Origin of the sequence: Bradyrhizobium sp. SZCCT0231 (assembly GCF_018130245.1) — a bacterium.
Taxonomy (GTDB): Bacteria; Pseudomonadota; Alphaproteobacteria; order Rhizobiales; family Xanthobacteraceae; genus Bradyrhizobium; species Bradyrhizobium japonicum_F.
This window is the reverse complement of the sequence record NZ_JAFCKP010000017.1, coordinates 107,944-132,212: the sequence shown is the minus strand read 5'-3', so window position 1 is coordinate 132,212 and position 24,269 is coordinate 107,944. Positions and strand designations below refer to the sequence as shown.

Here is a 24,269-nt window from a genome sequence, read left to right as displayed (position 1 = left end):
GAGGGCCGCTAGACTAAGAAGCGGCCACCTCCAGCGACAACGGCTTCGCCGTTGCGCGGGGGTGACGGTGATGGAGTAGTGCTCGGTCCAGCGCGCGTTTAGCCCAGTCTCAAATCACATAAAACCCGTGCGTGCCGTCGCGGCGGAGCTGCTCGACGAGGCCGTATTCCCAGTCGAGATAGGCCTGCATCGCAGCTTCGGCCACATCGGTGCCTTCGTAGGGCCGGCGGTAGCGGTGTGCCGGATCCGGCTTCGGCAAGATTTGCGGCGGGCCGACCTCGCGCGCACCGTCATAGCCGCCTTCGAGCACATAGACCTCCCAGCCCATCTGCGCCAGCCAGGACGCCGTCATGTCGGCGCGGACGCATCTGTCGTCGGTCAGGAGGATGCGCGCACCGCGCACGGGGGCAGCCATGTCGGTTTCCTGGACGAGCTGCCCGCCGGGATAATGGCGGAAACCGGGGAGATGCCCGGCCGCATATTCCTCGGCATCGCGCACGTCGAAGCGATACAGCGTACGATGGGTCTGCGCGGCCAGCGCCGACATCTCGTTCGCTCCGATATGGCGAACACCGGCGCGATAGGCGACATCGCGGGCATTGGCCGGGCCGCCCTCGAACGGGCCGATCACGCCGCGCCTGTCGGCGCCGCGATCGAGCGCATGGCGCGCCAGCGTCCAGCCGATGGTGCCGTTGCGCAGCGCGCGGACCCTGTTGGGCACGCCGGCATTGATCAAGGACTGGGTGCCGATGATCGAGCGGGTGCGGCCGGCGCAATTGACGATGATGGTGGTGTCGGGATCGGGCGCGGCCTGGCCTGCCCGCAACACCAGCTCCGCGCCGGGCACGCTGACCGAGCCCGGGATGTTCATGGTCGCATATTCGTCGAAACGGCGGACGTCGAGGATGGCGATGTTGGCCTTGTCGGCGATGAGCTTTGCCACCTCGTCGGCGCTGAGCGAGGGCGTGTGGCGGCGCGACTCGACCAGCTCGCCAAACGCTTTCGAGTAGGAATTGACGTCCTCGAAGATCTCAAAGCCGGACGCGCGCCAAGCCGTCAGCCCGCCGTCGAGCGCGCTGATATTGGTGTAGCCGAGCGCAGCCAGGCGCTCGGCTCCGGTCGCGACCAGCCCCTCCCCGTCATCATAGAGCACGATCGCCACATCCTTGCGCGGCAGCCTGACCTCGGCCTCGACCGCGATCCGGTCCACCGCCATGTTGGCGGCGAACAGCGGATGGCCGGTCGCGAAGGCCGCCTCGTATCTGAGATCGAGCAGCGCGACTTCTTCGCGCAGGAGCAGTGCGCGGCGGATATCGGCGGGGGTGACGGTCGGGAGCTTCATGGCATGGACCCTGGGAAGGACAGGCCATGGGCTTTTGAACGATTGAGAGCGCGTTGGCTAGCCTTCCCGGCTCACCCGGTCCGGAACGAGCCGCCCGAGCGGCGGCTGCGCCGGGCGCCGCAACTTGCGGCGCGACAGATAGAGCAGGATTCCCGTGACCGAGAACAGTGGCATCAAGGCGGCGGCAATCATGAAGACAAGCTTGCCCGGCCAACCCAGGATCGCGCCGCGATGGATGTCGTATATGGCCGCAATGATCTTGTCGCCGAATGTCTTGTCGGCATAGCGCTCAGCGGAGACCAGCTGCCCGGTGACCGCGTCGATGCGGAATTCGTCGCGCGTGGTCTCGAGCGTGCTGTTCATCCCCCACGACCGGATCCGCATCACCGTGCCCGGGCCGGCCGGCAGCGTCAGCAGGGCCCTGGAGAAACGTCCGCCCTCCTCGCGCTGGAACGCCGTCCATGCCTGGTCGAATCCGATCGGCTGCGCCGGCTCGGCCCGGCCGGCCCCCCGCGGCGACTTTGCGGGCATCTTCGCGGCAGTGACTTGCGGACGCGACAGCAGCCAGGCCACTCCATCCCTGTACCACTCGAAGGAGAACCACAGCCCGGTGAGCGTCATCGCCAGATAGACCGGAAGTACCCAGGTGCCGATCACGGTGTGCAGCGACCGGTGCAGTCCGCGGCCGCTGAGCCCAAGATTCGGCTTCAGCCACAGCTTCACGCTGCCGGCGCGGCGCGGCCAGCGCAGCACGAGGCCCGAAACCAGCATGACGATCAGACTGAGCGCGACGGTGCCGGTGATCGGGCGTCCCCAGCCCTTGGCATCGCCGGGGAGCAGCAGCCAGCGGTGCAGCCTGCGCACGGTCGCGAAGAACGCCTCGCCGCGCGGCGAGCCCAGCACGCGCGCGTCGTAGGGATCGACATAGAGCGAGGTCGGCCGCGCGCCGCGCTCGTCGCGCGCGAAGCGGACATGGACCGCCGCCGCGGGATCGCTCGACAGGGTGACGGCCGAAACCTTGCCGACGTCCTGCGCCGCCTTCAGCCGGGCGATCAGGTCATCAGGCATCAGCGCCGGCGCTTGACGCGGCGTGACTTGCATGATGCCGGCGTTGAGATGATCGACGATCTCGTCCTCGAAACTCATGATCGCGCCGGTCAGCGCGATCAAGGCGAGCAGCAGCGCGAGCACCAGGCCCGCGATGGAATGGACCTGGAGCAGAGCGGCCTTGATGGTGTGCCCCAGCCGCGCTGCCATCGCTAGAACTTCACCGTTGCCGACAGCGAGAAGCGCCGTGCATCGCCGATCGCGACGTTCAAAGCGTTCCCGGTGCTGGACGTATAGTAGAGCTTGTCGAACAAATTCTTGACGTTGAACTGATAAGTCACCGGCAGATTGTCGATTTTCGTGTCGTAGGTCGCAAAGATGTCCGCGACGGTATAGGCCGGCAAGAAGAACTTGTTGGCGGAATCGCCCGGCCGGTCACCGACGTAGTGCGCGCCGCCGCCGAGTCGCAGGCGTCCGGGGAGCGCATCGCCGAAATCGTAGACGAGATAGAGCGAAGCCGTGTTCATCGCGGAGTTCAGCAACTTGGCGTTGCCGTTGATGGGATCGTCCTCCAGGCGGGCGTCGGTGTAGCCGTAACTTCCGATCATGCTCCATTGATCGGTCAGCCTGCCGGTCACGTCCAATTCCACGCCGCGCGACCGCGCCTTCGCGGACGTTCGTACCAAGACCGTGCCGCTAGCAAAAGGGTCGGAGACCAGCACGTTCTTCTTCTCGATGTCGTAGATCGCCAAAGTGCCGGACAGCCGCTTGTTGACGTCGAATTTGACGCCAGTCTCCCATTGGGTGCCCTCTTCGGGCACAATGGTGGAGTCGACGACGAAGCCGATGGGAGCACCGGTGAAGAGCGCGATGGTCGAGGTCGGCTTCAGCGACTGCGTGTAGCTCACGTAGTACGAGAGCTGATCGTTCAGCCTGAAGATGATGCCGCCGAGCGGCAGCACCTTGTCGCCCGCCAGATTTGTGTTCGTGATGAAGTTCGGCCGGCCCTTTCCAGCGAGCTGCTCATATTCCATCCAACGCACGCCGCCGACCACGGACAGCCAGTTAGTCACGTGGAATGTGTCTTGGGCGAAGAAGCTGCGGGTGCCGAGCTTGTCGGTCTGCTCGCTGTCGGTTGCAGAAACGGTCGTGCCCGGTGTGACCAGCCCGTAGACCGGGTTGTAAAAATTGAAACTCGGGGTCGCCTGGCGGATCAGGTCGTGACGATCGATTGTGCGATACAGCGCCTCGCCACCGAACAGGATCTCGTTGCGGAATCCGCCGACCCAGACATCACCCTGCAGATAAGAGGTGCCGTAGCTGGCGTTGCTCAGCGAGTTATGGGTGCCGTCGTTGCTGCGGGTCTCGACGCCGGTTTTGGCGTTGACGCTAGTGATGCGAAGCTGATTGGCGCTGTAGGTCTCGGTGTTGTAGCTGTAGGCTGCCGTGACCTTCCAATTGTCGTCGAGCTTCTGCTCGACCGAGCCCTGTATCAGGTCGGAGGTGCCCCACATGTTGTTGAAGGGCTCGTCGAGCCGGCGCGTCTTCGGGATTGCCAGCGGAGCGCCGTTGACGAAGGCCGTGCCGCGATCGAACGGAGAGATGAACTCGCGGTGCTCGTAGTTGAGCTGAACCGTGGTGTCCTGACCGTACCAGGCGAGCGACGGCGCGACCAGCATCTCGCGGTGGCGGCCGAAATTGCGCCAATAGTCCTCGCTGACACCGTAGCCGATGAAGCGATAGGCGAGACCGCCGTCGCCGATCGGACCGGTGATGTCGAGCGTGCCATCAGCGCCGTTCCGGTTGTTGGCGTAGGTCGAGCCCAGCAGCGTGACCGAACCGTGCTGATAGAGCTCCGGACGCTTGCTGATGGTGTTGACGATGCCGCCGGGATCCATGATGCCGTAGAGCAGCGAGGCCGGCCCCTTCAGCACCTCGACGCTTTCGACCGCGGCATTGAGGCTGCGGCCCTGCACCAGCGGCATGCCGTTGCGCATGATCGAGCCGTCGCGGTTGTCGCCGAAGCCGCGGCGAATGACGGCGTCCTGGGTGCCGGCGAGCGTATTGGTCTGGGTGATGCCGGAGATGTTGATGAGCGCATCGTCGATGTTGCGCGGGAGCTGATCCTTCAACACCTGCTCCGGCACGATGTTGACGGCCTGCGAGGTATCGAGCGGCGAGGCGCCGCTGCGCAACGTGGTCGCGCTCGGCATCGCGCGGTAGCCGAGCTTTGCGGCTTGCTGTGCGGCGGCTTCCGCAGCGGCGCGCTCCGAGAGCGTCGGCACCGCAGGCGCGGACGTGGCAGTGCGACTGCGCTGGCGTGCGGCGACTTGCGTGCGGCGTGAGGACTTGTCCGATGCCCGCGCCGGCTTCGGTCGCTGTGCGGGCGCTTCCACCGTCACCGGCGGCAATGCCGATTGCGCCTGCGCGGTCGTCATGTTGGAGGGACATTCGGCGAGCAGCACGACTGCTCCGATGAGAAGACCGGCACGGCTCTTGCCGGCACGAAGATGATGGCCGCTGACGCGTTGGCCATCCACGAAGGCACGCACTTTTATTCCACTTCAAGTCAAGAACGTTGAAGTGTGCGCCTGTAACAGTCGCTGCAATCGAAGAGAACCGTAGCCGCGCTTGAATCGCTCTAGTGTTGAATCGTTCTAAGCGTAGGGCAGCTCCGAACGTCAATCTCCGATTGATCTCGCAGCAATCGCGGCACGCTGCGCGAGAATTCGCAGCAGCATGTCGCTATGTTGCGTCATCTCACGCGAGAGCGGGAGCCATCAACGCGTCGAGCTTCTGCTTGAACGCGGTGCCGTCGGACAACGCGCGGAGCGGCGGGCGCACGCGCAACCAGCCTGTATCGCCGGTCTGCACCGCGAGGATCGCCTTCAGCGTCGCGACCAGAGACGGCGTCTTCACCACGACGTCGACCGCCGCCTGCATGCGCGCTTCGACGTCCTTGCCGTCGAGCATGCCCTTGACCAGCTCGGGCACGACATTGGCCATGCCGCAAATGGTGCCGGCGCCGCCCGCGGCGATCGCACGGGCGATGTCGGTTTCGTTGCCGACGGTGATGGCGAGCTCGGGCGCGGCATTGCGAAACGCCTGGAATTGCTTGAAGTCGCCGCTGGAGTCCTTCAGGCCGGCGACAATCTTGCCGTAGCGCTTGCGCAGGCTTGCGGCGACCGTCGTCGGGATCGCGACGCCCGAGACCTGCGGGATGTGATAGAGCGAGGCGCGCAGCCGATCGTCGGCGACACCATCGATGATCGCGGCAAAGGCATCCTCGATGCCTTCAGGCGTGACGCTGCGGTCGAAATAAGGCGGCAGCAACAGCACGTGGCGCAGGCCGAGGCCGAGCACGGCGCGCGTCAGCGCGATGCTGTCGGTGATGGCGGGAAAGCCGCCGCCGATTCCGATGCGGTCCGGCGCGACGCCGTTCTTGAGCAGAGCCTCGATGGTCGCGACGCGCTCGGCAGCATTGAACGAGGTGCCCTCGCCGGTGGTGCCGAACAGCACGACGCCGTCGACACCTTTGCTGAAGAGGTGCTCGGCATGGCCCGCGAGCCGGGCGTGATCCACGCCGCCATCGGCCGCCAGCGGCGTCGGCGACGCCACCCAGAACCCGCGAATTGCCTCCGTCATCACACCGCCCTTTGCTGCCGTCCCGAACTAAGCCGCTGATCTCTAACGATCTTTCGCGCTTACCGAGACCTTGTTTTTGCTTTACTTTTGGTCTTGTACCTTACATACAAGAGGGACGCAAACCCTTTCCACCGTCACGGCGCGCATGAGGCGCAGCCGAATCCAGAGGAGGTCTCGCATGAACATGGTGACCCCCATTGAAGGCCCGGACCAAGTGTTCGGCGCCCTGCGCGACAGGCTCGGCGCGGCCGCGGTGCTTGTTGGCACTGATGTGCCCGCCCGCAATTGCAACGACTGGAGCGCGAGCCTGCCGCAAACACCGCTGGCGGTGATCCGCCCGCTCGATGCGCAAGGCGTCGCCGATGCGATTGCGACCTGCCGGCAGGCGCATCTGCCGTTCGTGCCGCAGGGCGGCTTGACCGGGCTGTGCCGCGGCGCTTCGCCCGAAGTGGGCTGGGTCGCGATCTCGCTGGAGCGCATGACCGGCATCGAGGAGATCGATCGCGCCTCCGCGACGATGACGGTGAAGGCAGGCACGCCGCTGGAGACGATCCAGAAGACTGCGGACGAGGCCGGCTTCTTCTTTCCGCTCGACCTCGGCTCGCGCGGCTCCTGTGCGATCGGCGGCAATCTCTCGACCAATGCCGGCGGCAACCGCGTGATCCGCTACGGCATGACGCGCGAGCTCGTCCTCGGCCTGGAAGTGGTGCTGCCCGACGGCACCATCATCACCAGCCTCAACAAGCTGATGAAGAACAATGCCGGCTATGATCTGAAGCATCTGTTCATCGGCTCGGAAGGCACGCTCGGCATCATCACCCGCGTGGTGCTCAAGCTGTTCCCGAAACCGCGCTCGACCATGGCCGCGCTCTGTGCGCTGAAGGATTATGCCGCGGTGGTCGCGCTGCTCGATGCCGCGCGTTCGGGGCTTGGCCCGCTACTGTCGGCGTTCGAGGTGATGTGGCCGGACTATTGGGACGTCATCACGAATCGCGCCGGGGTGAAGCCGCCGGTCGCAGCAGGTCACGGCCTTTACGTGCTGGTGGAAGCGCAGGGCACCGACGAGAGCATCGATGCGCCGCGCTTCCAGAGCTGGCTCGAAGAGCTGATGGAGCGCGGGCTGCTGGCGGATGCTGCGGTGGCGCAGTCGCTGGCGCAGACGCAAGCCTTCTGGCGGGTGCGCGACATCTGCGCCGAGTTCGGCCAGGTGCTGGGGCCGCACATCTCCTACGACATCGGCCTTGCGGTTAAGCGCATGGACGAGTTCGTCACGCGCTGCAAGGCCGCGCTCGCCGACGGCATCAAAGGCTGCGAGAGCGTCTATTACGGCCATATCGGCGATGGCAACCTGCATCTCGTCTCCTGGGTCACCGGCCTTTCCGTCGCGCAGCAGCCGAAGGAGGAGATGGACGCGATCATCTACGGTCTGGTTCGCGAGATGGGCGGCAGCGTCTCCGCCGAGCACGGCATCGGCACGCTGAAGAAGCAGTGGCTGGGCCACGCCAGGAGCGAGGCCGAGATCGCGCTGATGCGGACGCTCAAGGCTGCGCTCGATCCCGATCACCTGCTCAATCCCGGCAAAGTGATCTGAGAGCGCCATGCGATCGCTCAAGCTCGATCCGCCGAAATCGCTGGCGCAGCGGGTGATGCAGCGGCTGCGCCAGGCCATCATCGACGGCGAGTTCGCACTGGGGGCTGCCATCTCCGAGGAGATGGTGGCCAGCTCCTTCGGCGTCAGCCGCACGCCGGTGCGCGAGGCGATGGGACAGTTGCAGGCGCAAGGCCTCGTCGTGATCCGGCCGCAGGTCGGCAGCTTCGTGTTCACGCCGAGCGCGGAGGACATCAATGCGCTCTGCACCTTCCGCATCGCGCTGGAGCCCAAGGCAGCCGAGCTCGCCTTCCGCCACGATCGCAACAGTGCGATTGCGACAATGAGCGCAGCGATCGCGGCGATGGAGCCCGCGGTCGCGGCGAAGGACAACATCGCCTACGGCCGCGCCGATGCCGCCTTCCACGAGGCGCTATTCATCCATTGCGGCAACCGCTATCTCGCCGAATCCTACCAGCTCGTGTCCGGCCGCGTCGCCGCGCTCCGCACCAATTTGACCTCGCCGATCGACGTGCGCACCCGCACGTCCTTCGACGAGCATCGCAAGCTGCTCGATTTGTTCGCACGCGGCGAGTTCGCCGCCTTCGAAGACCTGATGACGACGCACATCACCAAATCAGGCGTGGTCTATGCCAAAGCGCTGAAAGTAGAGGCGCTGAAGGTAGAGGCGCTGAAGTTCGACTGAGCGCCGTTACGTCCCGTCCCCCGGTCCCGGCCTGTCCAGGAAATCCAGCGCGGTGTTGATCTGTTCGAGTTCATGCTCGATCCTGTCGCGGTCCTCGACGGCTTGCGCCTGCTCGAGTTCCTCAACGAGCTTCTGCTTCCGCATCAGCAAGTTCTCTATGACCGTACCCACGGCTCCCCCCTCGGCCGAGGCTGGCGTCCCGGCGAATTTCGTTGCAAGCACGAGCGCCACGATCGCGAAGGCGCGCACAAGCCGGGCTCGTGTCGAACCCTCAATCAGAATGTCCCCGCGAGCAGTTGGTTCCTGGCAGCCGACATTCAGTCCGTCGCACGGATGGAACTCTCGGCTCACTGCGTCGAGGCGATGCCTGCGACCTCTACACAACCCGGGGGCGGGTGATGGAGACCGCCGAATCGGCGACGGTCGCCGAATCCGGCAGCCGTTCGCGGCGGCTGAAGGCGGGCTGCCAGGCGAGCGCAGATTGCGACGCCTGGCGAAATCGCACTATTTCTTGGTGATATTCCAGTAGACTGGGACCGCGCCTTTCACGATGCCATCGACATTGCCGCGCACGGCCCGCACCAGGTAAAGCTGTGCAGCCGGCCAATACGGCACATAGTCGACAGCGCGAAGCTGGAGGTCGGCCGCGATCTTCCTTTTCTGCTCGGGATCCGTCGCAAACGCGAATTCGTTGCGCAACTTCTCGATCTGCTCGTCGCAAGGCCAGCCAAACCAGGCCTTGTCACAATTTGCGCGCAGCCCAAGGTGGCCGACCGGCTCGAACATGTCGGCACCTGTCGGTCCCGACATGAACAGCGACCAGCCGCCCTTGTCGACGGTTTCCTTGGACGCGCGGCGTCCGACCAACGTGCCCCAGTCCATCGCCTGCGACTCGACCTTGAGGCCGATCTGCCGCATCAGCTGCTCGGCGACGAGGCTGAACGTATTTGTCGGCCCGCTTTCGGTCGCGTGCAGCACCACAACCGGCGTGCCGTCATAACCACTCTCGGCGATCAGCTTCTTGGCTTTTTCGATATCAGGCTTGGTCCAGCCGGCGGCGGTGAAATAGGGCGACGAGCACATGTAGAAGCTCGGGCAGTTCTTGTAGAGCTTGGGATCGCTGACATAGGCTCGCGCGAATTTCTCCTGGTCGATCATGTAGCTGATCGCCTGCCGGACCTTTGGATTGTTGAACGGCGGGACCGTCGTGTTCATGCGGAACACCATTTGCATGCCGAGCGTGTCCTGCGGCATGGTCTTGATGTCGGAGTTGCCGGCAAGTGTCGGCAGGAAGTCCGGCGGCACCTCCTCGAAAATGTCGATCTCGCCGGCCTGGAGCGCATTCAGCGCGGTCTGCGCGTCCGGAATGTAATGCCATTCGACGCGGTCGACCTTGGCGAGCTTGCCGCCGGCGAGCCCGTTCGCCGGCTCCGAGCGCGGTTTGTAGGACGGGTTCTTGACATAGACGACCTTGGAGCCCGGCACCCATTCGTCCTTCTTCATGATGAAGGGACCGGAGCCGGTCGCATCCGTGATGGCGGTATCCACCGGCGTCGCCGCGATCGCCTTCGGCATGATGAAGGGCACGTTGGAGCTCGGCTTGGAGAGCGCCTCGATCACCAGCCCCCACGGGCGCTTGAGCTTCAGTTCGAAGGATTTTTCGTCCTTGACCGTCAGGCTGTCGCTGACGGAGGCAAGCTGTTGGCCAAGGCCATCGCGCTGCCACCAGCGCTTCAGCGATACGACCGCATCCTCCGCGGTGACCGGCTGGCCGTTGCTGAAGGTCAGGCCGCCGCGCAGCGTGAAGGCATAGGTGAGTTGATCGCTGCCGACCGCAAAGGACTCGAGCATCTGCGGCTGCGCGACGAGCTTCTCATCCAGCGAGAACAGCGTGTCGTAGACCATATAGCCGTGGTTACGAACCATATAGTCGGACGTGATCACGGGATCGATCTGCTTGAGGTCGCCGAAGGGGCGGATCTTGAGCACCGCCTCTGCAGCGGCAGGCGACATTACACCCAGCAAACCTGCTGCGAGCATCACGGCAAATGTTCTGTTCGGCCAGTTCATTTTGCTACTCCTCCCGTTGACCGTTTCTGGTTGACTGCGTCGGCGGCCACGGCCAAGCCCGGACGCGAAGCGTCGCAGCGTGGCAGCGATCGTACGTGGTGACAGGCCGCGGCATGCCCGGGCGCGATCTCGGTCATCGTTGGCGCTTCCTTCGCGCAAATGTCCGTCGCGAACGGACAACGCGTGCGGAAGCGGCATCCGGACGGCAGCGAAGCGGCGCTCGGCACCTCGCCTTCGAGGGCCGGGCGGCGGCGCCGGTTGCGCGGGTGGATTGCGGGGACCGAATCGATCAACGCGCGCGTATAGGGATGCGCCGGTGCAGCGAACACGGCCTCCGCCGGCCCCTGCTCGACGATGGCGCCGAGATACATCACCGCTACGTCGTCCGCGAGATAACGCACCACAGCGAGATCATGCGAGATGAAGAGATAGGAGATTCCGATCTCTCGCTGCACCTCCTTCAAGAGGTTCAGGATTTGAGAACGGATCGACACGTCGAGCGCGGCGACCGCCTCGTCCGCGACGATCAGCGCAGGATCTGCAGCGAGCGCCCGCGCGATGCCTAGGCGCTGCCGCTGCCCTCCCGACAGATGATGCGGCAAACGTGAGCGAAAGTGCTGGGGCAGACCGACCTGGTCGAACAGCCGCGCGACCTTGCGCCGTCGCGACATGGCATCGCCGATGCCAAAATTCTGCAAGGGTTCTTCGACGATCTCCGCCGCCGTCATGCGCGAGTTGAGGCAGGCGTAGGGATCCTGGAACACCATCTGCACCTGCCGGCGTTTCTTGCGCAGCGTCTCGCCGGACAGATCGCCAAAATCCTCGCCATTGATGCGGACGGAGCCGGCCGTCGGCTGCAACAGGCGCACGACCATGCGACCGATCGTGGTCTTGCCGCAGCCGCTCTCGCCAACGAGGCAGAAGGTGCGTCCGCGCGCGACGGCGAAGCTGACGTCGTCGACCGCGCGAAGCTCGCGCCGGCCGAACAGGCCGAACGGCCCCTTCCGTGAGGTGAAGATCCGGGTCAGGCCGGAGACTTCGAGGACAGCACTCATGCGGGCCGCTCCGCGCCGACCCTGCCCAGCCAGCATGCCGCCAGGTGCTCGCCTGCGCCCGCTAACGACGGCAGCTCGGACTGACACACCGGCATTGCCTCGCGGCAGCGTTGGCGAAAGGCGCAGCCGGTGCCGAGCGAAGCCGGGTTCGGCACGCTGCCTGGAATCTCGGCGAGACGATCGCGGGTGCCGCTATTGAGTTGGCCGATCGCACCAAGCAGGCCGCGCGTATAGGGATGGGCCGCGGCATCGAAAATGTCGTCGACACCGGCCTGCTCGACGATGCTGCCGGCATAGAGCACGACGACACGGTCGGCCATTTCCGCGACCACCCCGAGATCGTGCGTGATCAGCAGCACCGACGTGCCGAACTCGCGGCGCAGATCGTCGATCAAGGTCAGGACCTGGGCCTGGATGGTGACGTCGAGTGCGGTGGTCGGCTCGTCGGCGATCAGCAATGCGGGGCGCAGAGCGAGCGCCATCGCAATCATCACCCGCTGCCGCATCCCACCGGAGAGCTGGTGCGGAAATTCGGAGGCCCGCCGTTGCGCATCCGGAATGCGGACGAGATCGAGCAGCCCGATCACCTGCCGCCGCGCGTCCGACTCGGACACGCCACGATGCTCGACGATCACCTCGGCGATCTGCTGGCCAACCCGCAGCAGCGGATTGAGCGACGTCATCGGCTCCTGGAATACCATGGCGAGACGATCGCCTCGAAGCTTGCGCATCTCCTCCGCGCCGAGCGTGACGAGGTCGCGCCCTTCGAACAGGATGCGGCCGGAAGCGACCTGCATGACGTTGCGGTTGAGCAGGCCAATGATGGAGAGCGCGGTCAGGCTCTTGCCGCAACCGCTCTCGCCGACGAGGCACAGTGTTTCACCCGGATCGATCGCGAATGAGACGTCGCGAACGAGCGGCACCGAAGCACCTCGCGCCTTGAGAGCAATAGAGAGGTTCTCGACGGAGAGCAGCGGCGCACTCATCGCACCTCGCCTCCCCCAAGGCTCGGATCGAGCAGATCGCGAAGGGCATCACCGAGCAGGTTGGCGGCGAGCACCGTGATCGCCAACATCAGAGCGGGAAAGCCGAGGATCCAGGGCGCGATCTGGAGGAACTGCCGGCCCTCCGACATCATGTTGCCCCAGCTCGGCACATCGGGCGGCGTGCCCGCGCCGAGAAACGACAGGATCGATTCCAGGATCATCGCGGATGCAAAGACGTAGGTCGACTGCACCATGATCGGCCCGGCGGCGCCGGGCAGGATGTGACGGCGCAGGATGGTCGCGGCGCGTCCGCCGCAGGTGATGGCGGCCTCGACATAAACGCGTTCACGCAACGTGAGGACGCTGGCGCGCACCACACGCGCCATACGGGGAATTTCGGGCAGGCTGATCGCCGTGACGATCACGAGCGGCGAAGCGCCGATCAGGGCCACGAGTGCGATCGCGAGCAGGATCGCTGGGATCGCCATGACCGCATCCATCGCGCGCATCACGACCTTGTCGACGCTGCGGAAGTAGCCGGCGATGACACCGATGCTCACGCCGATCAGGGTGGTGAGACTCGCGACGGCAATACCGACCAACAGCGAGACGCGCGTTCCCCACAGCGCGCGGGCGAGCACGGACCGACCGACCTGATCGGTGCCGAACAGCTGCGCGAGCGAGGGCGATTGAAGCCGGCTCAGCGGGTCTAGCGCGGCGGGATCCGCGGCGACCCACGGGCTGACCACGGCCAGCGCGCCAAAGGCGAGGAGCAGCGCGCAACTTAGAGCCAGCATCGGATGACGAACCGGCAGGCTCGCGATCCGCGCGAACCGGTTGACCCGGATGTCCGGCGTATCGAGCCCTTCTGCTGTGGAGGTGATCGTCATCGGCTCGTCCCGCATCAGTACCGGATCCTCGGATCGACGACGGCGTAGAGAATGTCGACCACGAGATTGACGACGACATAGACGAAGGCGAACAGCAGGATCAGGGCTTGCACCACCGGGTAGTCGCGCCGGAGAATGGAGTCGGCCGTCAGCCGGCCGAGGCCGGGGATCGAAAACACGGTCTCGGTGACGACGACGCCGCCAAGCAGCGCGGCGAATCCGATGCCGACGACCGTGATGATCGGGACCGCGGCATTGCTGAGCACGTGCCGCGCGATGATCTTGCGAGGCGAGAGCCCCTTGGCATGGGCGGTGCGGACATAATCTTCGCGCAGCACCTCCAGCACCGCGGCGCGCGTCACCCGCGCGATCAGGGCGATATAGAGGTAGGAGAGCGAGATCGCGGGCAGCACCAGCGAATGCAGGCAGGCCAATACGCCCTGCGACAGCGGCTTGTAGCCCTGCACCGGAAACCAGTGCAGCCCGAGCGCGAGCGTATAGACGAGCGCGAAAGCGACGACGAAGACCGGCAGTGAAAAGCCGAGCACCGCCCCCGCCATCGTCATGCGCGCTACGAGTCCCCTGGGACGATAGGCCGCGACGAGGCCAAGCGGCACCGCGACGACGACCGCAATCGTGATCGTCATGAGAGAGAGAAGCAGCGTGGGCTCGATGCGCTGCGCGACAAGCTGCGAGACCGGAATGCGGCTGAACAGCGACAGACCGAAATCGCCGCTCAGCATACGTCCTGCCCATGCGAGAAAACGCTGCAGCAGCGGCAGATTGAGTCCCAGCGCCTGGCGCACCGCCTCGACCTGCTGCGGTGAGGCGAAGTCGCCGGCGATCAGCACGGCGGGATCGCCCGGCACGAGGCTCAGCAGCAGGAAGACGAATACCGCGACCGCGAGGAGCACGGGTACCGCCGCGAACAGCCGGCCTAGCACATAGCCGGTCATGCCGCGCCTTCCGGCCCGCGAATGCGGTCCGGCGGTTGCCGAACGCAATCCACGCTCCGCACCGTTGCCTCCCCCGAGATTGTTAAACGTTTTTCTAATGAAGCACGAAGGCCCGCCATCCGCAACAGTTCAGAAATCAATAATAGGCATTTTTGCTTGCATAGGGCCGATCGCAACGATACAGAAATCGTTTAACAGGAGGAGCTGATGTCGGGAGGGCCGCTGCCCACCATCCACGAGGTCGCGCGGCTGGCCGGCGTTTCCGTCGCCACCGTGTCGAAGACGCTCAACCGGTCGGGCAAGGTCAGCGAACTGCTCCAGGAGCGCGTCAATGCGGCGGCACAAAAGCTCGGCTATGCGCCGCATGCCAGCGCCCGCAGCCTGCGCAGCGGCGCCACGCGCATCCTCGGGCTGCTGGTGGCGGATCTCGCCAATCCCTATTTCCTGAAGCTGGTCGAGAGCATCGAGCGGCTGTCGAGCGCCGCGGGCTATTCCGTCATTCTCTGCAACAGTGCCGAAGACCCCGAGCGCGAGGAGCGGCATCTTGCAATGCTGCTGTCGCAGCGCGCCGACGGCGCCATCGTCATCCCGACCCGGCGCGGCTGGAGCGGACGCCAGGCCGCGCTTGCGAACCTGCCGATGCCGGGCATCTTGGTGGACCGACGCATCGAGGGGCTCGACCTCGATTCGGTCACGACCGACAATGTCGCGCTGGGACGGCTCGCGGCCGAACATCTCGACGATCTCGGCCATCGCCGCATCGCCGTGATCATGGGTTCGCCCGAGCATCAGATCGCGCGTCACCGGCTCGACGGACTGAGAAGCGGCTTGGCCTCGCGCGGCGTCACGCTCGACGAACGGCTGATCGAGAAGGACAATTTTTCGGAGGCCGCCGGTCATGCCGCAGCAATGCGGCTGCTCGGCCATGCGCAGCGGCCAACCGCGATCTTCGCCACCAACAATCATCTCTCGCTCGGATTGCTTCGTGCCATTGCCGAGCGCGGGCTCTCGATTCCCGACGACCTCTCCGTCATCGCGGTGGACGAGCTTCCATGGGCCGGGCTGGTGCGGCCGGGCATGACCGTCGTAACGCAGCCGTCCGAGGCGATCGCCGAGACCACGATCTCGACCTTGCTGTCGCGCATTTCGGAGGGACGCGCCGAGGACGCAGCGAGGTCGATCCAGCTTCAGCCGGCGCTCGTGGTGCGCGGGTCCACCGCCGCGGTCCGGACATAGACATGAGTGCTGCATCCGGCCTTGCGCCTCGCACTGGCCCTCTTGCGCTGTCCGCCGTCGCTGCCATCGCCGAGATTCGCGGAGGCCATCTGTCACCGCTCGATGTCGTCGATGCCGCAATCGACAGGATCGAGGCGACGGATGCGGCGATCAACGCGATTCCGGTTCGCTGCTTCGAGGCCGCACGCAGTGAAGCGCGGCGGCTGATGGAGAGAAGGGCTGGGGGTGAAGACTGGCCGCTTCTCTGCGGCCTTCCGCTCGCGGTCAAGGACAATACCGACGTCGCGGGCGTGCCGACCAGCGGCGGCAGCGCGCTGGCGGCCCGCCCTGCGCCGGACGTTTCGAATCCGGCCGTCGACCGCCTGCAGCGCAACGGTGCGATCGTTGTCGGCAAGAGCAATCTGTCGGAGCTCGGCGGCGCCAACACCACCAACGCGCTGTTCGGCGCGACGCGCAATCCGTTCTTTCCCGCCCTGACGTCGGGAGGCTCCTCCGGCGGCTCGGCGGCAGCGCTGGCCGCGCATCAGGTCCATCTGGGCCATGGCAACGATGTCGGCGGCAGCCTGCGCACGCCGGCCGCGTTCTGCGGCGTTGCCGGACTGAGGCCCACACCGGGCCTGGTACCGAGAAAGCCGCTTTCGGATCCCTTCGACACCGTCTTCGTCGAAGGGCCGATGGCGCGGACGATTCCCGATCTTGCCCTGATGCTGGATGCGATGGCTGGCTTTCATCCGCCTGATCTGCTGTCACGCGAGCAACCCGCGTCATTTCGAAATGCCGCCGCGCAGCCGGGATGGGCGGGACGAATCGCGGTGTCCGAGGACCTCGACCTGTTGCCGGTCGATCCGGAGATTCGTTCCGGCTTCCGCGGCGCGATCGATCGGCTGCAGCGCGCCGGCTGCCAAATGAGCGAGACCGCACCCGATATCACCGGGCTGCCGCGCGTGATCCGCGCTCTGCGCGGTCTGGCTTATCTTGCCAGCTGGGGCAGACTTTGGCCGCAGTCGCGCGACCGCTTCACGCCCGAGGTTGCGAGCGACATGGCACATGGCGAAAGCCTGTCTGCGAGAGACATCGCGGCCGCGATGGAGCAGCGGGCGGCAATCTACCGGCGCATGCAGGACTTCTTCACGGACTTCGACATCCTGATCTGTCCGACCACGCAGGTCGCGCCGTTCCCCGTCGAGATCATGTGGCCGGCCGAGATCGAGGGCACCGCATCCGAGAGCTACATCGACTGGATCATGATCACCTATGTCTGGTCGATCCTCGGCTGCCCCGCGCTCGCGGTGCCCGCCGGCCGCGACCAGGCCGGCATGCCCGTCTCCTTGCAGCTCGTCGGCCCGCCCCACAGCGAGGGGCGCCTGATCTCTTTCGCTGCAAGGATCGAGCAGGCGCTCTCCTCGCGGCCCTGAGGAACCCCGGAGCCCGGAACCCGGATCTTTCACGCGGCCGTCGGTTGTATTCGGGGCCCCGGGGTCTTATCCGTAATCCCCATGGACACCCAGATGATCACCGCCGAAAAGCCGCTGATGGCCCGGGCGCAGCCGCGCAAGCCGGCGCCGTTCCTGCCGATGAGCCGCGTCGAGATGAATGCACTCGGCTGGGACGCCTGCGACATCGTGCTGGTGACGGGGGATGCCTATGTCGACCATCCGAGCTTCGGTATGGCGATCATCGGCCGGCTGCTGGAGGCGCAGGGTTTCCGGGTCGGCATCATCGCGCAGCCGGACTGGCACTCGGCCGAGCCATTCAAGGCGCTGGGCAAGCCACGCGTGTTCTTCGGCGTCACCGGCGGCAACATGGATTCCATGGTGAACCGCTACACCGCCGATCGCCGCCTGCGCCACGACGACGCCTATACGGCCGGCGGCGAAGGCGGCAAGCGGCCGGACCGCTGCACTATCGTCTACGCCCAGCGCTGCCGCGAGGCATTCAAGGACACCCCGATCGTGCTCGGCGGCATCGAGGCCTCGCTGCGCCGGATCGCGCATTACGATTACTGGTCGGACAAGGTGCGCCGCTCGGTGCTGGCCGATGCCAAGGCGGACCTGCTGCTTTACGGCAATGCCGAGCGCGCCGTCGTGGAGGTGGCGCAGCGCCTTGCCGCAGGCGAGGCACCGCGCGAGCTCGACGACATCAGGGGCGTCGCGCTGTTCCGCAAGGTCCCTGCTGATTACGCGGAGCTGCACGCCGACGATCTCGATTCCGCCGACGAGGGCGCATCGCGTCAGCGCGGGGCCACCGTGATCCGCCTGCCGGCGCTGGAGCAGGTCGAGCAAGACCGCGAGGCCTATGCGCGCGCCTCACGCGTGCTGCACCGGGAGAGCAATCCCGGCAATGCGCGGCCGCTGGTGCAGCGTCACGGCGATCGCGACCTCTGGCTCAACCCGCCGCCGATCCCGCTCACCACCGAGGAGATGGACGCGGTCTACGATCTGCCTTACGCGCGCGCCCCGCACCCGTCCTATGGCGACGCACGGATCCCCGCCTGGGACATGATAAAATTTTCGGTGACGATCATGCGCGGCTGCTTTGGCGGCTGCACCTTCTGCTCGATCACCGAGCACGAGGGGCGCATCATCCAGAACCGTTCGGAAGGCTCGATCCTGCGCGAGATCGAAAAGATCCGCGACAGGACGCCGGGCTTCACCGGCGTGATCTCCGACATCGGCGGCCCCACCGCCAACATGTACCGGATGGCGTGCAAGGACCCGAAGGTCGAGGCGGCGTGCCGGCGGCCGTCCTGCGTCTTCCCCGAGATCTGCCCGAACCTCAACACCTCGCATGACGATTTGATCCGGCTCTATCGCAAGGTGCGCGAGACCAAAGGCATCAAGAAGGTGATGGTCGCCTCCGGCGTACGCTACGACCTTGCGGTCGAGAGCCCCGAATACATCAAGGAGCTCGTCACCCATCACGTCGGCGGCTACTTGAAGATCGCGCCTGAGCATACCGAGCGCGGCCCGCTCGACAAGATGATGAAGCCGGGCATCGGCGCCTACAACAAGTTCAAGCGGATGTTCGATGAAGCGGCCGAGCGCGCCGGCAAGAAATATTATCTGATCCCCTATTTCATCGCGGCGCATCCGGGCACGACCGACGAGGACATGATGAACCTCGCGCTGTGGCTGAAGAAGAACCGCTATCGCGCCGATCAGGTGCAGACCTTCCTGCCCTCGCCGATGGCGACCGCGACCGCGATGTACCACACCGGCGTCAACCCCTTGCGCGGCGTGCGCCACGGCGGCAGCGACAAGGTCGAGGCGATCAAGGGCCTGCGCCAGCGCCGCCTGCACAAGGCCTTCCTGCGCTATCACGACCCCGACAATTGGCCGGTGCTGCGTGAGGCCTTGATCGAGATGGGCCGCCGCGACCTGATCGGATCGCAGCCGCACCAGCTCGTGCCCGCGCACCAGCCGCCCGGCACCGGCAAGGCCGCCGGCACCAAGCGCCCCGTTCGCCCCGGCGGCAAGACGCAGCGGTTCACGACCAAGGGCCTGCGGGTGATGAAGTAGCGGGCGGGAGGCGGATCAGGTCCGGCTCGGCCGTGGCGCTTTCTCACCTCCAAGACAAAAAGCTCGAAAACAACCCCATGCACAGTAGCCGGGGGCAGCAAAATCAACGGCTTAGAGCGCGATGAGATGGGGATGGATCGTCACCGCGCCTCAGCTCGTTGATTGGGCACGATCTTTTCGAAGGACCGCTGCGCACTCTGCTGATTTTACGAAACTGTTGCACCGTCGGGCAAAACAGGAGCAGGATGGCAGCATCGGAGAACCAGGATAGGGCGAGCCCTTCCGCTGCTCCGTATCAACATCCTCAAGCTTCACACCAAGACGCGCGCGCAAGCCGTTCCGCTGTTCGACGCGTTGCAAAAGCTGGTGTCCCTGATCGCCTGATCGCCTGCTCACCTGGCAGCCCAGCAACGTCTGCGAAATAACCGCCGCAGACTCTGCCTTGCCCGCACCGCGCTCCAAGTGCTTCCTATCATGGTTCGCGGTGCTCATAGATGTCGGGTTTCCAACGCAAGGCGGAAGTGCGCCGTCTTGAGCGGGATAGGCGGCTTGTGACCCGTGGCTGACCTCCGAGCCCTGCATTGCGCGATATCACCCTAACCGGAGTCCCGCCGCCTTCGTTACTGCAAGCCATTCCTCGAGTGTGAATGACCAGGGACGTCGCGACGGACTCGAGTAGAGATCGATGTAACGGTTGAAGGTGCAATAGCTCCTTACCGGTGTTGAACGCGGCGCGGCTCGCCAATGCGAAATCAAGAGACATTTTGGCGCAGGTTACGGTCAGCAATCTTAAATTGCACTACTGGGTGATGCTAGTATGCTCGATCGAAACATTCAGGAGCATCAAATATCGAAACATTCAGGAGCATCCAATCATGCAGTCGTTAGCGACGTCCCTGGAAACGATATTCCGCGACCAGAACGCAGCCGTATCACGCCTCTCAGCTATTCTTGACGGCCTCGCCGCCGCAAACAGTACCGAGAAGCCAAACTGGCGCGATTCGATCATCGATTTGCTGAAGCTTCTTGGCATGGATAGCAGCCTACACCAGCGCCAGAATCTGGCCGGCACGCTAGGCTTTGCTGGTGACGTCAGCGGCAGCGCGATGATGAATATTTTTCTTCATAATCGGATCATCATGGCGATCGTGCAGAACCATGCGGTTGAAGTGGTTGCAACTCTTGACGACCTCGTTGCCAGGAATTCTGAGAGGCTAGACTGGCGTGATTCCATCGTCGATCTGATGAAGCTCTTTGGCTTAAAGAGCCACATTGACGAGCGCAAGAAACTCGCGACAGGGCTCGGCTTTACAGGTGAGCTCAGCGGTTCAGGCACGATGAACATGTGGCTGCACACACGTTTGGTCATTGCCATCGTGGACAATGGCGGTAAGCTTCCCGCAAAATTGCCCAAGAAGTCGGCTGCAAGTAGGGTACAGGCTCTCTGCCGCGCGACTAAGATCAAAGAAGGCATACTACCGGCCATAGCGGCGGTTTGGGATCGCCACAACACAGGGAAACCGAGCAGGAACGAATTCGAAGCCGGAATATACGCAGTCTTCGCTAGTCTAGAGCCTGAGCAGCGCAAGAGTATGGCGTTTGCGTTTGCCGGATACGGCGAATTGCGAAAGGACGGCACAGCCGAGTGCTTTTTCGATGACGGGCTTGCCAAGAAAGTAAGGGATCGCCCGCTCGAGAAGGCTGAATTCGTCGCCGAGTTCATGCGTGAGGGCGTTGCGTTTGCAGGCCAGCAACTGTTCAGCGGTTCAGGCGGTGTTATAGGACCTGGTCAGGTGCGCCCCTGGAGGCCTCCAGGAGGTGTTCCGGGCGAGAGTACGACGCCTCTAGCTCCGTGGCCTTGGCTCACGGCCATTCGAACGGATGCCTCAAGCACCAATGAGTTCGGCAATCTCGAAAGCGTTAGAGCGGTTCCCCCAGAGACGGGAGCGGTGACGCCGCTCGATTATCAGTTCGCTCAAGCGTGTAGGTTCGATCCCGACGCCTCAGGCGGAATCGTCGCGCATTGCGAGAGAATGCATCCTCCGCCGGCCCCTCCGGGCGGGCTTTTTGGCGGCAATTGCGAGGGAGGACCAAACTATACGTTTGGCAACGACTGCCTTCGGATACCCACACAGCGTGCCGGGGGCTCAATACGGCTAAGGGGTTTCAATTTCATAACCCCTACCGTCAAAGTGCATCTTCAACTCAAAGACCACCCACCCCTACCACCCCAGGAATGCGTCATTTGGGGCGATCGCGAAACAGCTGTGAATGACGAGCAAGGCAGGGTGATCACCGATCTTCGAGTGAGAGACTGGGTCGATGTACCAATTCCCTCTGAAGATCCCGCTCGACCAGGTGCACCTCTCGCAGCAGGCCTATACGACGTTTGGATCAGCGTGATTGACCCCGGTACCTCGGGCATCCCGATCGTTCGTGAATCGAATAGATTGCTGCTCAGGATCCTGCCGAATGAGAACATCCACTTCCTGTTCCGAAGTGATCGTGGCCGTTGCATCAAGGAAACTCCTGGGGGTGGCGACGACGAGATTTGGTGGGATGCTTTCGTCGGTCATCTGGTCGCCAATAAGGTACCGCTAGACGTGGAGGGTTCCATTCCTTTCCACGTGAAGGACATCAGTCGAAAGCCGTTTCCGCGCGCACCGTGGGAAGATATGGACGACGGCAAACCGGCCACATACGTTTGCGATGTCTTTGGCCCTGGTCCATTTGAGCTCAATGGTGTCGTGGCATTCGCAATCGTGGGCTTTGAAATTGACAGCGAGGCGGCCGCACGCGATCAGCTTCAAGGGTTTTGGAACGCCTTCTTCGAAGCCTTTAAGAAAATTGCGGACCTCGCCGGTGCTTTCGGGGGGCCTAGTGCAGTTGCAGGACTTGCCGAAGTGTTTGCGAAGTCTGGAATTCAGGCGCTTGCAACGCAAGCACTTAGCGCTGCAATTGTAGCCGTATTTTATCTCGCAGTTATTACGCTCGTCACGGCGGGATTCTGGGCTGTCTGGGCGCCCGCCGACCTTATCGCTCTGGACATCTTTTGCCTGGATGCCGAGTCGGCATGGGACATGACGGATTCGAAGAGGCCGCTACCGGGCCTCACCAAGCGTGAATTTGGCGGTGAATTCGACGACAACGACGTGCTGATTAGGGTCGCCCAAGTACCTCTGCCGAAACTTGGGAACCCTGGTGAGTTGGTTGCAACTTGGGTGCAGGAACATCAGTACGAGGCGCGACACGACGGTGATTTATTCTCCCGTTACGCACTGGAATTTCGACTGACCAGGACGTCAGTTTGATAGGAGAGCGTGATAGCGCGAGCGCGAGGCGTCAAACGTTCAGCAATCCGTTTGTGTAGCTTGCGGCCGATCCGGTCGGAGACGGGGCCGTAGATTCGCGGTGCTGCGGCGAGGTAGACCATGAACGCGCTCATCGTCAATCTTACATCGGAGCCGGTTTACCGAGGCTGGCGCGGGTCGCAGCAAGCGCCGAGACATTGATGTCGTTGCCGGACGCCCGTTGTTGGCCCGTTGCTGACCTTAGCTCAGAGCGCCGCGAGTCTGCTTCCTGAAGCTGACCCGAACAGGGCCATGCAGCTGGCTAGGGCAGCCTTCGCCCCATTGCGGAACTGCACCTAACCATGGCCTGCCACATGCGCTCCCGCTGACGCCGTTTGATCCAGATCAACGAGCCCCTCTCCTGCTTCGCTAAACGAGGTGCCGCGCAGTTCCGCTACGCGACCCCACCCAAGCCGTCGGCTTCCCAAGGGCTGGCGGCTTTCTTTTTCTCCGTCCTCCGTCAACCCTGCGCGCGTGGCAATTCCTACCGACAAGCACGTAGGGTTGAGCGCTGAATTTGCGCTCGATCAAACCGGCGCGGCTCCGTCTACTTAACTTGCGTCGAGTTATCAGGGAGGCGCCTATGCTGGTGAATATCAACACGCATCGACGGCCCGTCGACGGACACCTCGCCGCTCTCGCTGGTGAGCGGGTGCTTTGCAGTGAACATAGATATCGCAGAGGGACCGAGATTTTCGGTGAGGGCGAAAGCGCTGAATACGTCTATCAGATCACCGCGGGAGCAGTCCGGACCCACAAGCTGCTCGCAGACGGCCGTCGCCAGATCAATGCGTTTCATCTGCCGGGCGACATGTTCGGATTCGAGAATGGAACCAGTCACCGCTTTACGGCCGAAGCCATCATCGAAACCAACACGCGTATCATGAGACGAGGCAGCATCATCGAGGCAACCGAGAGCCGGATGGGCGGCACAAAGAGCCTTCTGAGACTGGTCACGCAGAACCTCCAGCACGCCGAGGACCACATGCTCCTGCTGGGGCGAAAGACTGCGTTGGAGAGAGTTGCCACGTTCCTCGTCGAGATGGACGCGCGACTGGGACGTCCTCAACTCATGGCCCTTCCCATGAGCCGTCGCGACATTGCCGATTATCTCGGGCTTACGTTGGAGACTGTTTCGCGCGCTTTATCTACGCTTCGCGATCAGAACTTGCTTCGGTTCGAGGGGACGACACAAAGACGGATCGAACTGCTTCGGCGTGAGGAACTTGCAGAGCTATAGGTGAGACCGTGTCAAACCGCGATCATGCTGCTGACCTTCTCCGCTGGCATGCAGGCTCGGGCACAAATTCACCGCATCATCTCGAACCGAGGCACCATGCGCGCGATCGCCGCGCTCAGGCCGGTTGACCTTTCGCCAGAGATGTAACATACAAAGTTACATGAAACGAGATTCCCGACTGTCCGGCGTGCTGCACATCCTGCTGCACATGGCGCAGCAGCCTGGGCCATTCACGTCCGAGACGCTGGCGAAAGCCATGGACACCAACCCGGTGGTGATCCGGCGCGTCATGGCGGGCCTGCGCGAGCTTGGTTACGTCCGCTCCGAGAAGGGGCATGGCGGCGGCTGGACGCTCGCATGCGACTTGTCGAAGGTGACGCTGCGCGACGTCTACGCCGCACTCGGCAGTCCCGCGCTGCTCGCCATGCGCAACCGGACGGAGGCGCCGGGCTGCCTCGTCGAGCAGGCGGTGAATGCCGCGCTCGATCAGGCCTTTCACGATGCGGAGGCGCTGCTGCTGTCGCGCCTCGGTGAGGTGACGCTGGCGATGCTGGGCGAGGATCTGCGCAAGCGGCTCGGGTCTCGAAAGATCCACGACATCAGCGCGCACCGCGCGTGAACAGCTCCATTCTCAGGACAA

At 64.1% G+C, this 24,269-nt stretch carries 18 protein-coding genes; 8 read left to right on the top strand and 10 right to left on the bottom strand.

Annotated features, from left to right (window positions below; all coding sequences use genetic code 11):
• Window positions 1-109 precede the first annotated feature (109 nt).
• The 4 genes from JQ566_RS28980 to JQ566_RS28965 form a co-directional block, all read right to left on the bottom strand.
• On the bottom strand, window positions 110-1,342 hold the full coding sequence (locus tag JQ566_RS28980) for a rhodanese-like domain-containing protein (protein WP_212378748.1): 1,233 nt from the start codon (window positions 1,340-1,342) through the stop codon (window positions 110-112).
• Between the two features lie 57 nt (window positions 1,343-1,399).
• On the bottom strand, window positions 1,400-2,599 hold the full coding sequence (locus JQ566_RS28975) for a PepSY-associated TM helix domain-containing protein (RefSeq protein WP_212378746.1): 1,200 nt from the start codon (window positions 2,597-2,599) through the stop codon (window positions 1,400-1,402).
• A gap of 2 nt (window positions 2,600-2,601) precedes the next feature.
• Window positions 2,602-4,941, bottom strand: coding sequence for a TonB-dependent siderophore receptor (locus tag JQ566_RS28970; RefSeq protein ID WP_349643364.1), 2,340 nt, complete (start codon window positions 4,939-4,941; stop codon window positions 2,602-2,604).
• Between the two features lie 208 nt (window positions 4,942-5,149).
• A complete protein-coding gene (locus tag JQ566_RS28965; RefSeq protein WP_212378744.1) occupies window positions 5,150-6,034 on the bottom strand; it encodes a dihydrodipicolinate synthase family protein in 885 nt (294 codons plus the stop codon).
• Window positions 6,035-6,212: 178 nt separating this feature from the next.
• Here JQ566_RS28965 and JQ566_RS28960 point away from each other — a divergent pair, with 178 nt between their 5' ends.
• Window positions 6,213-7,625 carry an FAD-binding oxidoreductase gene (locus JQ566_RS28960; RefSeq protein WP_212378742.1) on the top strand — a complete coding sequence of 471 codons (1,413 nt, stop codon included), beginning with the start codon at window positions 6,213-6,215 and terminating at the stop codon, window positions 7,623-7,625.
• A gap of 7 nt (window positions 7,626-7,632) precedes the next feature.
• Entirely contained in the window at window positions 7,633-8,328 is a 696-nt protein-coding gene (locus JQ566_RS28955; protein WP_212378740.1) for a GntR family transcriptional regulator, read from the top strand.
• A gap of 6 nt (window positions 8,329-8,334) precedes the next feature.
• On the opposite strand, the gene JQ566_RS28950 is transcribed toward JQ566_RS28955, so the two are convergent.
• The 6 genes from JQ566_RS28950 to JQ566_RS28925 all read right to left on the bottom strand — a co-directional run bounded on the left by JQ566_RS28950 (window position 8,335) and on the right by JQ566_RS28925 (window position 14,285).
• Window positions 8,335-8,577: a hypothetical protein gene (locus JQ566_RS28950; RefSeq protein WP_212378844.1), complete on the bottom strand. Its 243-nt coding sequence runs from the start codon at window positions 8,575-8,577 to the stop codon at window positions 8,335-8,337.
• A 255-nt stretch (window positions 8,578-8,832) separates the two neighbouring features.
• The gene (locus JQ566_RS28945) at window positions 8,833-10,398 is read right to left on the bottom strand and encodes an ABC transporter substrate-binding protein (RefSeq protein ID WP_212378738.1); all 1,566 of its coding nucleotides are present in this window, start codon (window positions 10,396-10,398) and stop codon (window positions 8,833-8,835) included.
• Entirely contained in the window at window positions 10,395-11,453 is a 1,059-nt protein-coding gene (locus JQ566_RS28940; RefSeq protein ID WP_212378736.1) for an ABC transporter ATP-binding protein, read from the bottom strand. The genes JQ566_RS28945 and JQ566_RS28940 overlap by 4 nt, the downstream gene beginning before the upstream one ends.
• Window positions 11,450-12,439: an ABC transporter ATP-binding protein gene (locus tag JQ566_RS28935; protein ID WP_212378734.1), complete on the bottom strand. Its 990-nt coding sequence runs from the start codon at window positions 12,437-12,439 to the stop codon at window positions 11,450-11,452. Before JQ566_RS28935 ends, JQ566_RS28940 begins: the two co-directional genes overlap by 4 nt.
• Window positions 12,436-13,329 (bottom strand): ABC transporter permease, encoded by an 894-nt coding sequence (locus JQ566_RS28930; RefSeq protein WP_212378732.1) that lies wholly within the window; start codon window positions 13,327-13,329, stop codon window positions 12,436-12,438. Before JQ566_RS28930 ends, JQ566_RS28935 begins: the two co-directional genes overlap by 4 nt.
• Before the next feature lie 14 nt (window positions 13,330-13,343).
• On the bottom strand, window positions 13,344-14,285 hold the full coding sequence (locus JQ566_RS28925; RefSeq protein ID WP_212378730.1) for an ABC transporter permease: 942 nt from the start codon (window positions 14,283-14,285) through the stop codon (window positions 13,344-13,346).
• A gap of 207 nt (window positions 14,286-14,492) precedes the next feature.
• On the opposite strand from JQ566_RS28925, the gene JQ566_RS28920 reads away from it, so the two are divergent.
• The 6 genes from JQ566_RS28920 (at window position 14,493) to JQ566_RS28895 (ending at window position 24,248) form a co-directional block, all read left to right on the top strand.
• Window positions 14,493-15,521 (top strand): LacI family DNA-binding transcriptional regulator, encoded by a 1,029-nt coding sequence (locus JQ566_RS28920; RefSeq protein ID WP_212378728.1) that lies wholly within the window; start codon window positions 14,493-14,495, stop codon window positions 15,519-15,521.
• 2 nt (window positions 15,522-15,523) lie between these two features.
• A complete protein-coding gene (locus JQ566_RS28915) occupies window positions 15,524-16,936 on the top strand; it encodes an amidase (RefSeq protein ID WP_212378726.1) in 1,413 nt (470 codons plus the stop codon).
• 81 nt (window positions 16,937-17,017) lie between these two features.
• Window positions 17,018-19,039 (top strand): YgiQ family radical SAM protein, encoded by a 2,022-nt coding sequence (locus JQ566_RS28910; RefSeq protein ID WP_212378724.1) that lies wholly within the window; start codon window positions 17,018-17,020, stop codon window positions 19,037-19,039.
• A 764-nt stretch (window positions 19,040-19,803) separates the two neighbouring features.
• A complete protein-coding gene (locus tag JQ566_RS28905) occupies window positions 19,804-22,350 on the top strand; it encodes a DUF3597 family protein (protein ID WP_212378723.1) in 2,547 nt (848 codons plus the stop codon).
• Window positions 22,351-22,972: 622 nt separating this feature from the next.
• On the top strand, window positions 22,973-23,629 hold the full coding sequence (locus JQ566_RS28900) for a helix-turn-helix domain-containing protein (protein WP_212378721.1): 657 nt from the start codon (window positions 22,973-22,975) through the stop codon (window positions 23,627-23,629).
• Window positions 23,630-23,789: 160 nt separating this feature from the next.
• Window positions 23,790-24,248, top strand: coding sequence for an Rrf2 family transcriptional regulator (locus JQ566_RS28895; RefSeq protein ID WP_212378718.1), 459 nt, complete (start codon window positions 23,790-23,792; stop codon window positions 24,246-24,248).
• Window positions 24,249-24,269: the final 21 nt, after the last annotated feature.

Coding starts and splice junctions, on each gene's coding strand:
- JQ566_RS28980 (WP_212378748.1), bottom strand. CDS start 1,342: ATGAAGCTCCCGACCGTCACCCCCGCCGATATCCGCCGCGCACTGCTC.
- JQ566_RS28910 (WP_212378724.1), top strand. CDS start 17,018: ATGGACACCCAGATGATCACCGCCGAAAAGCCGCTGATGGCCCGGGCG.
- JQ566_RS28930 (WP_212378732.1), bottom strand. CDS start 13,329: ATGACGATCACCTCCACAGCAGAAGGGCTCGATACGCCGGACATCCGG.
- JQ566_RS28900 (WP_212378721.1), top strand. CDS start 22,973: ATGCTGGTGAATATCAACACGCATCGACGGCCCGTCGACGGACACCTC.
- JQ566_RS28915 (WP_212378726.1), top strand. CDS start 15,524: ATGAGTGCTGCATCCGGCCTTGCGCCTCGCACTGGCCCTCTTGCGCTG.
- JQ566_RS28925 (WP_212378730.1), bottom strand. CDS start 14,285: ATGACCGGCTATGTGCTAGGCCGGCTGTTCGCGGCGGTACCCGTGCTC.
- JQ566_RS28955 (WP_212378740.1), top strand. CDS start 7,633: ATGCGATCGCTCAAGCTCGATCCGCCGAAATCGCTGGCGCAGCGGGTG.
- JQ566_RS28920 (WP_212378728.1), top strand. CDS start 14,493: ATGTCGGGAGGGCCGCTGCCCACCATCCACGAGGTCGCGCGGCTGGCC.
- JQ566_RS28895 (WP_212378718.1), top strand. CDS start 23,790: ATGAAACGAGATTCCCGACTGTCCGGCGTGCTGCACATCCTGCTGCAC.
- JQ566_RS28960 (WP_212378742.1), top strand. CDS start 6,213: ATGAACATGGTGACCCCCATTGAAGGCCCGGACCAAGTGTTCGGCGCC.
- JQ566_RS28940 (WP_212378736.1), bottom strand. CDS start 11,453: ATGAGTGCTGTCCTCGAAGTCTCCGGCCTGACCCGGATCTTCACCTCA.
- JQ566_RS28935 (WP_212378734.1), bottom strand. CDS start 12,439: ATGAGTGCGCCGCTGCTCTCCGTCGAGAACCTCTCTATTGCTCTCAAG.
- JQ566_RS28945 (WP_212378738.1), bottom strand. CDS start 10,398: ATGAACTGGCCGAACAGAACATTTGCCGTGATGCTCGCAGCAGGTTTG.
- JQ566_RS28975 (WP_212378746.1), bottom strand. CDS start 2,599: ATGGCAGCGCGGCTGGGGCACACCATCAAGGCCGCTCTGCTCCAGGTC.
- JQ566_RS28965 (WP_212378744.1), bottom strand. CDS start 6,034: ATGACGGAGGCAATTCGCGGGTTCTGGGTGGCGTCGCCGACGCCGCTG.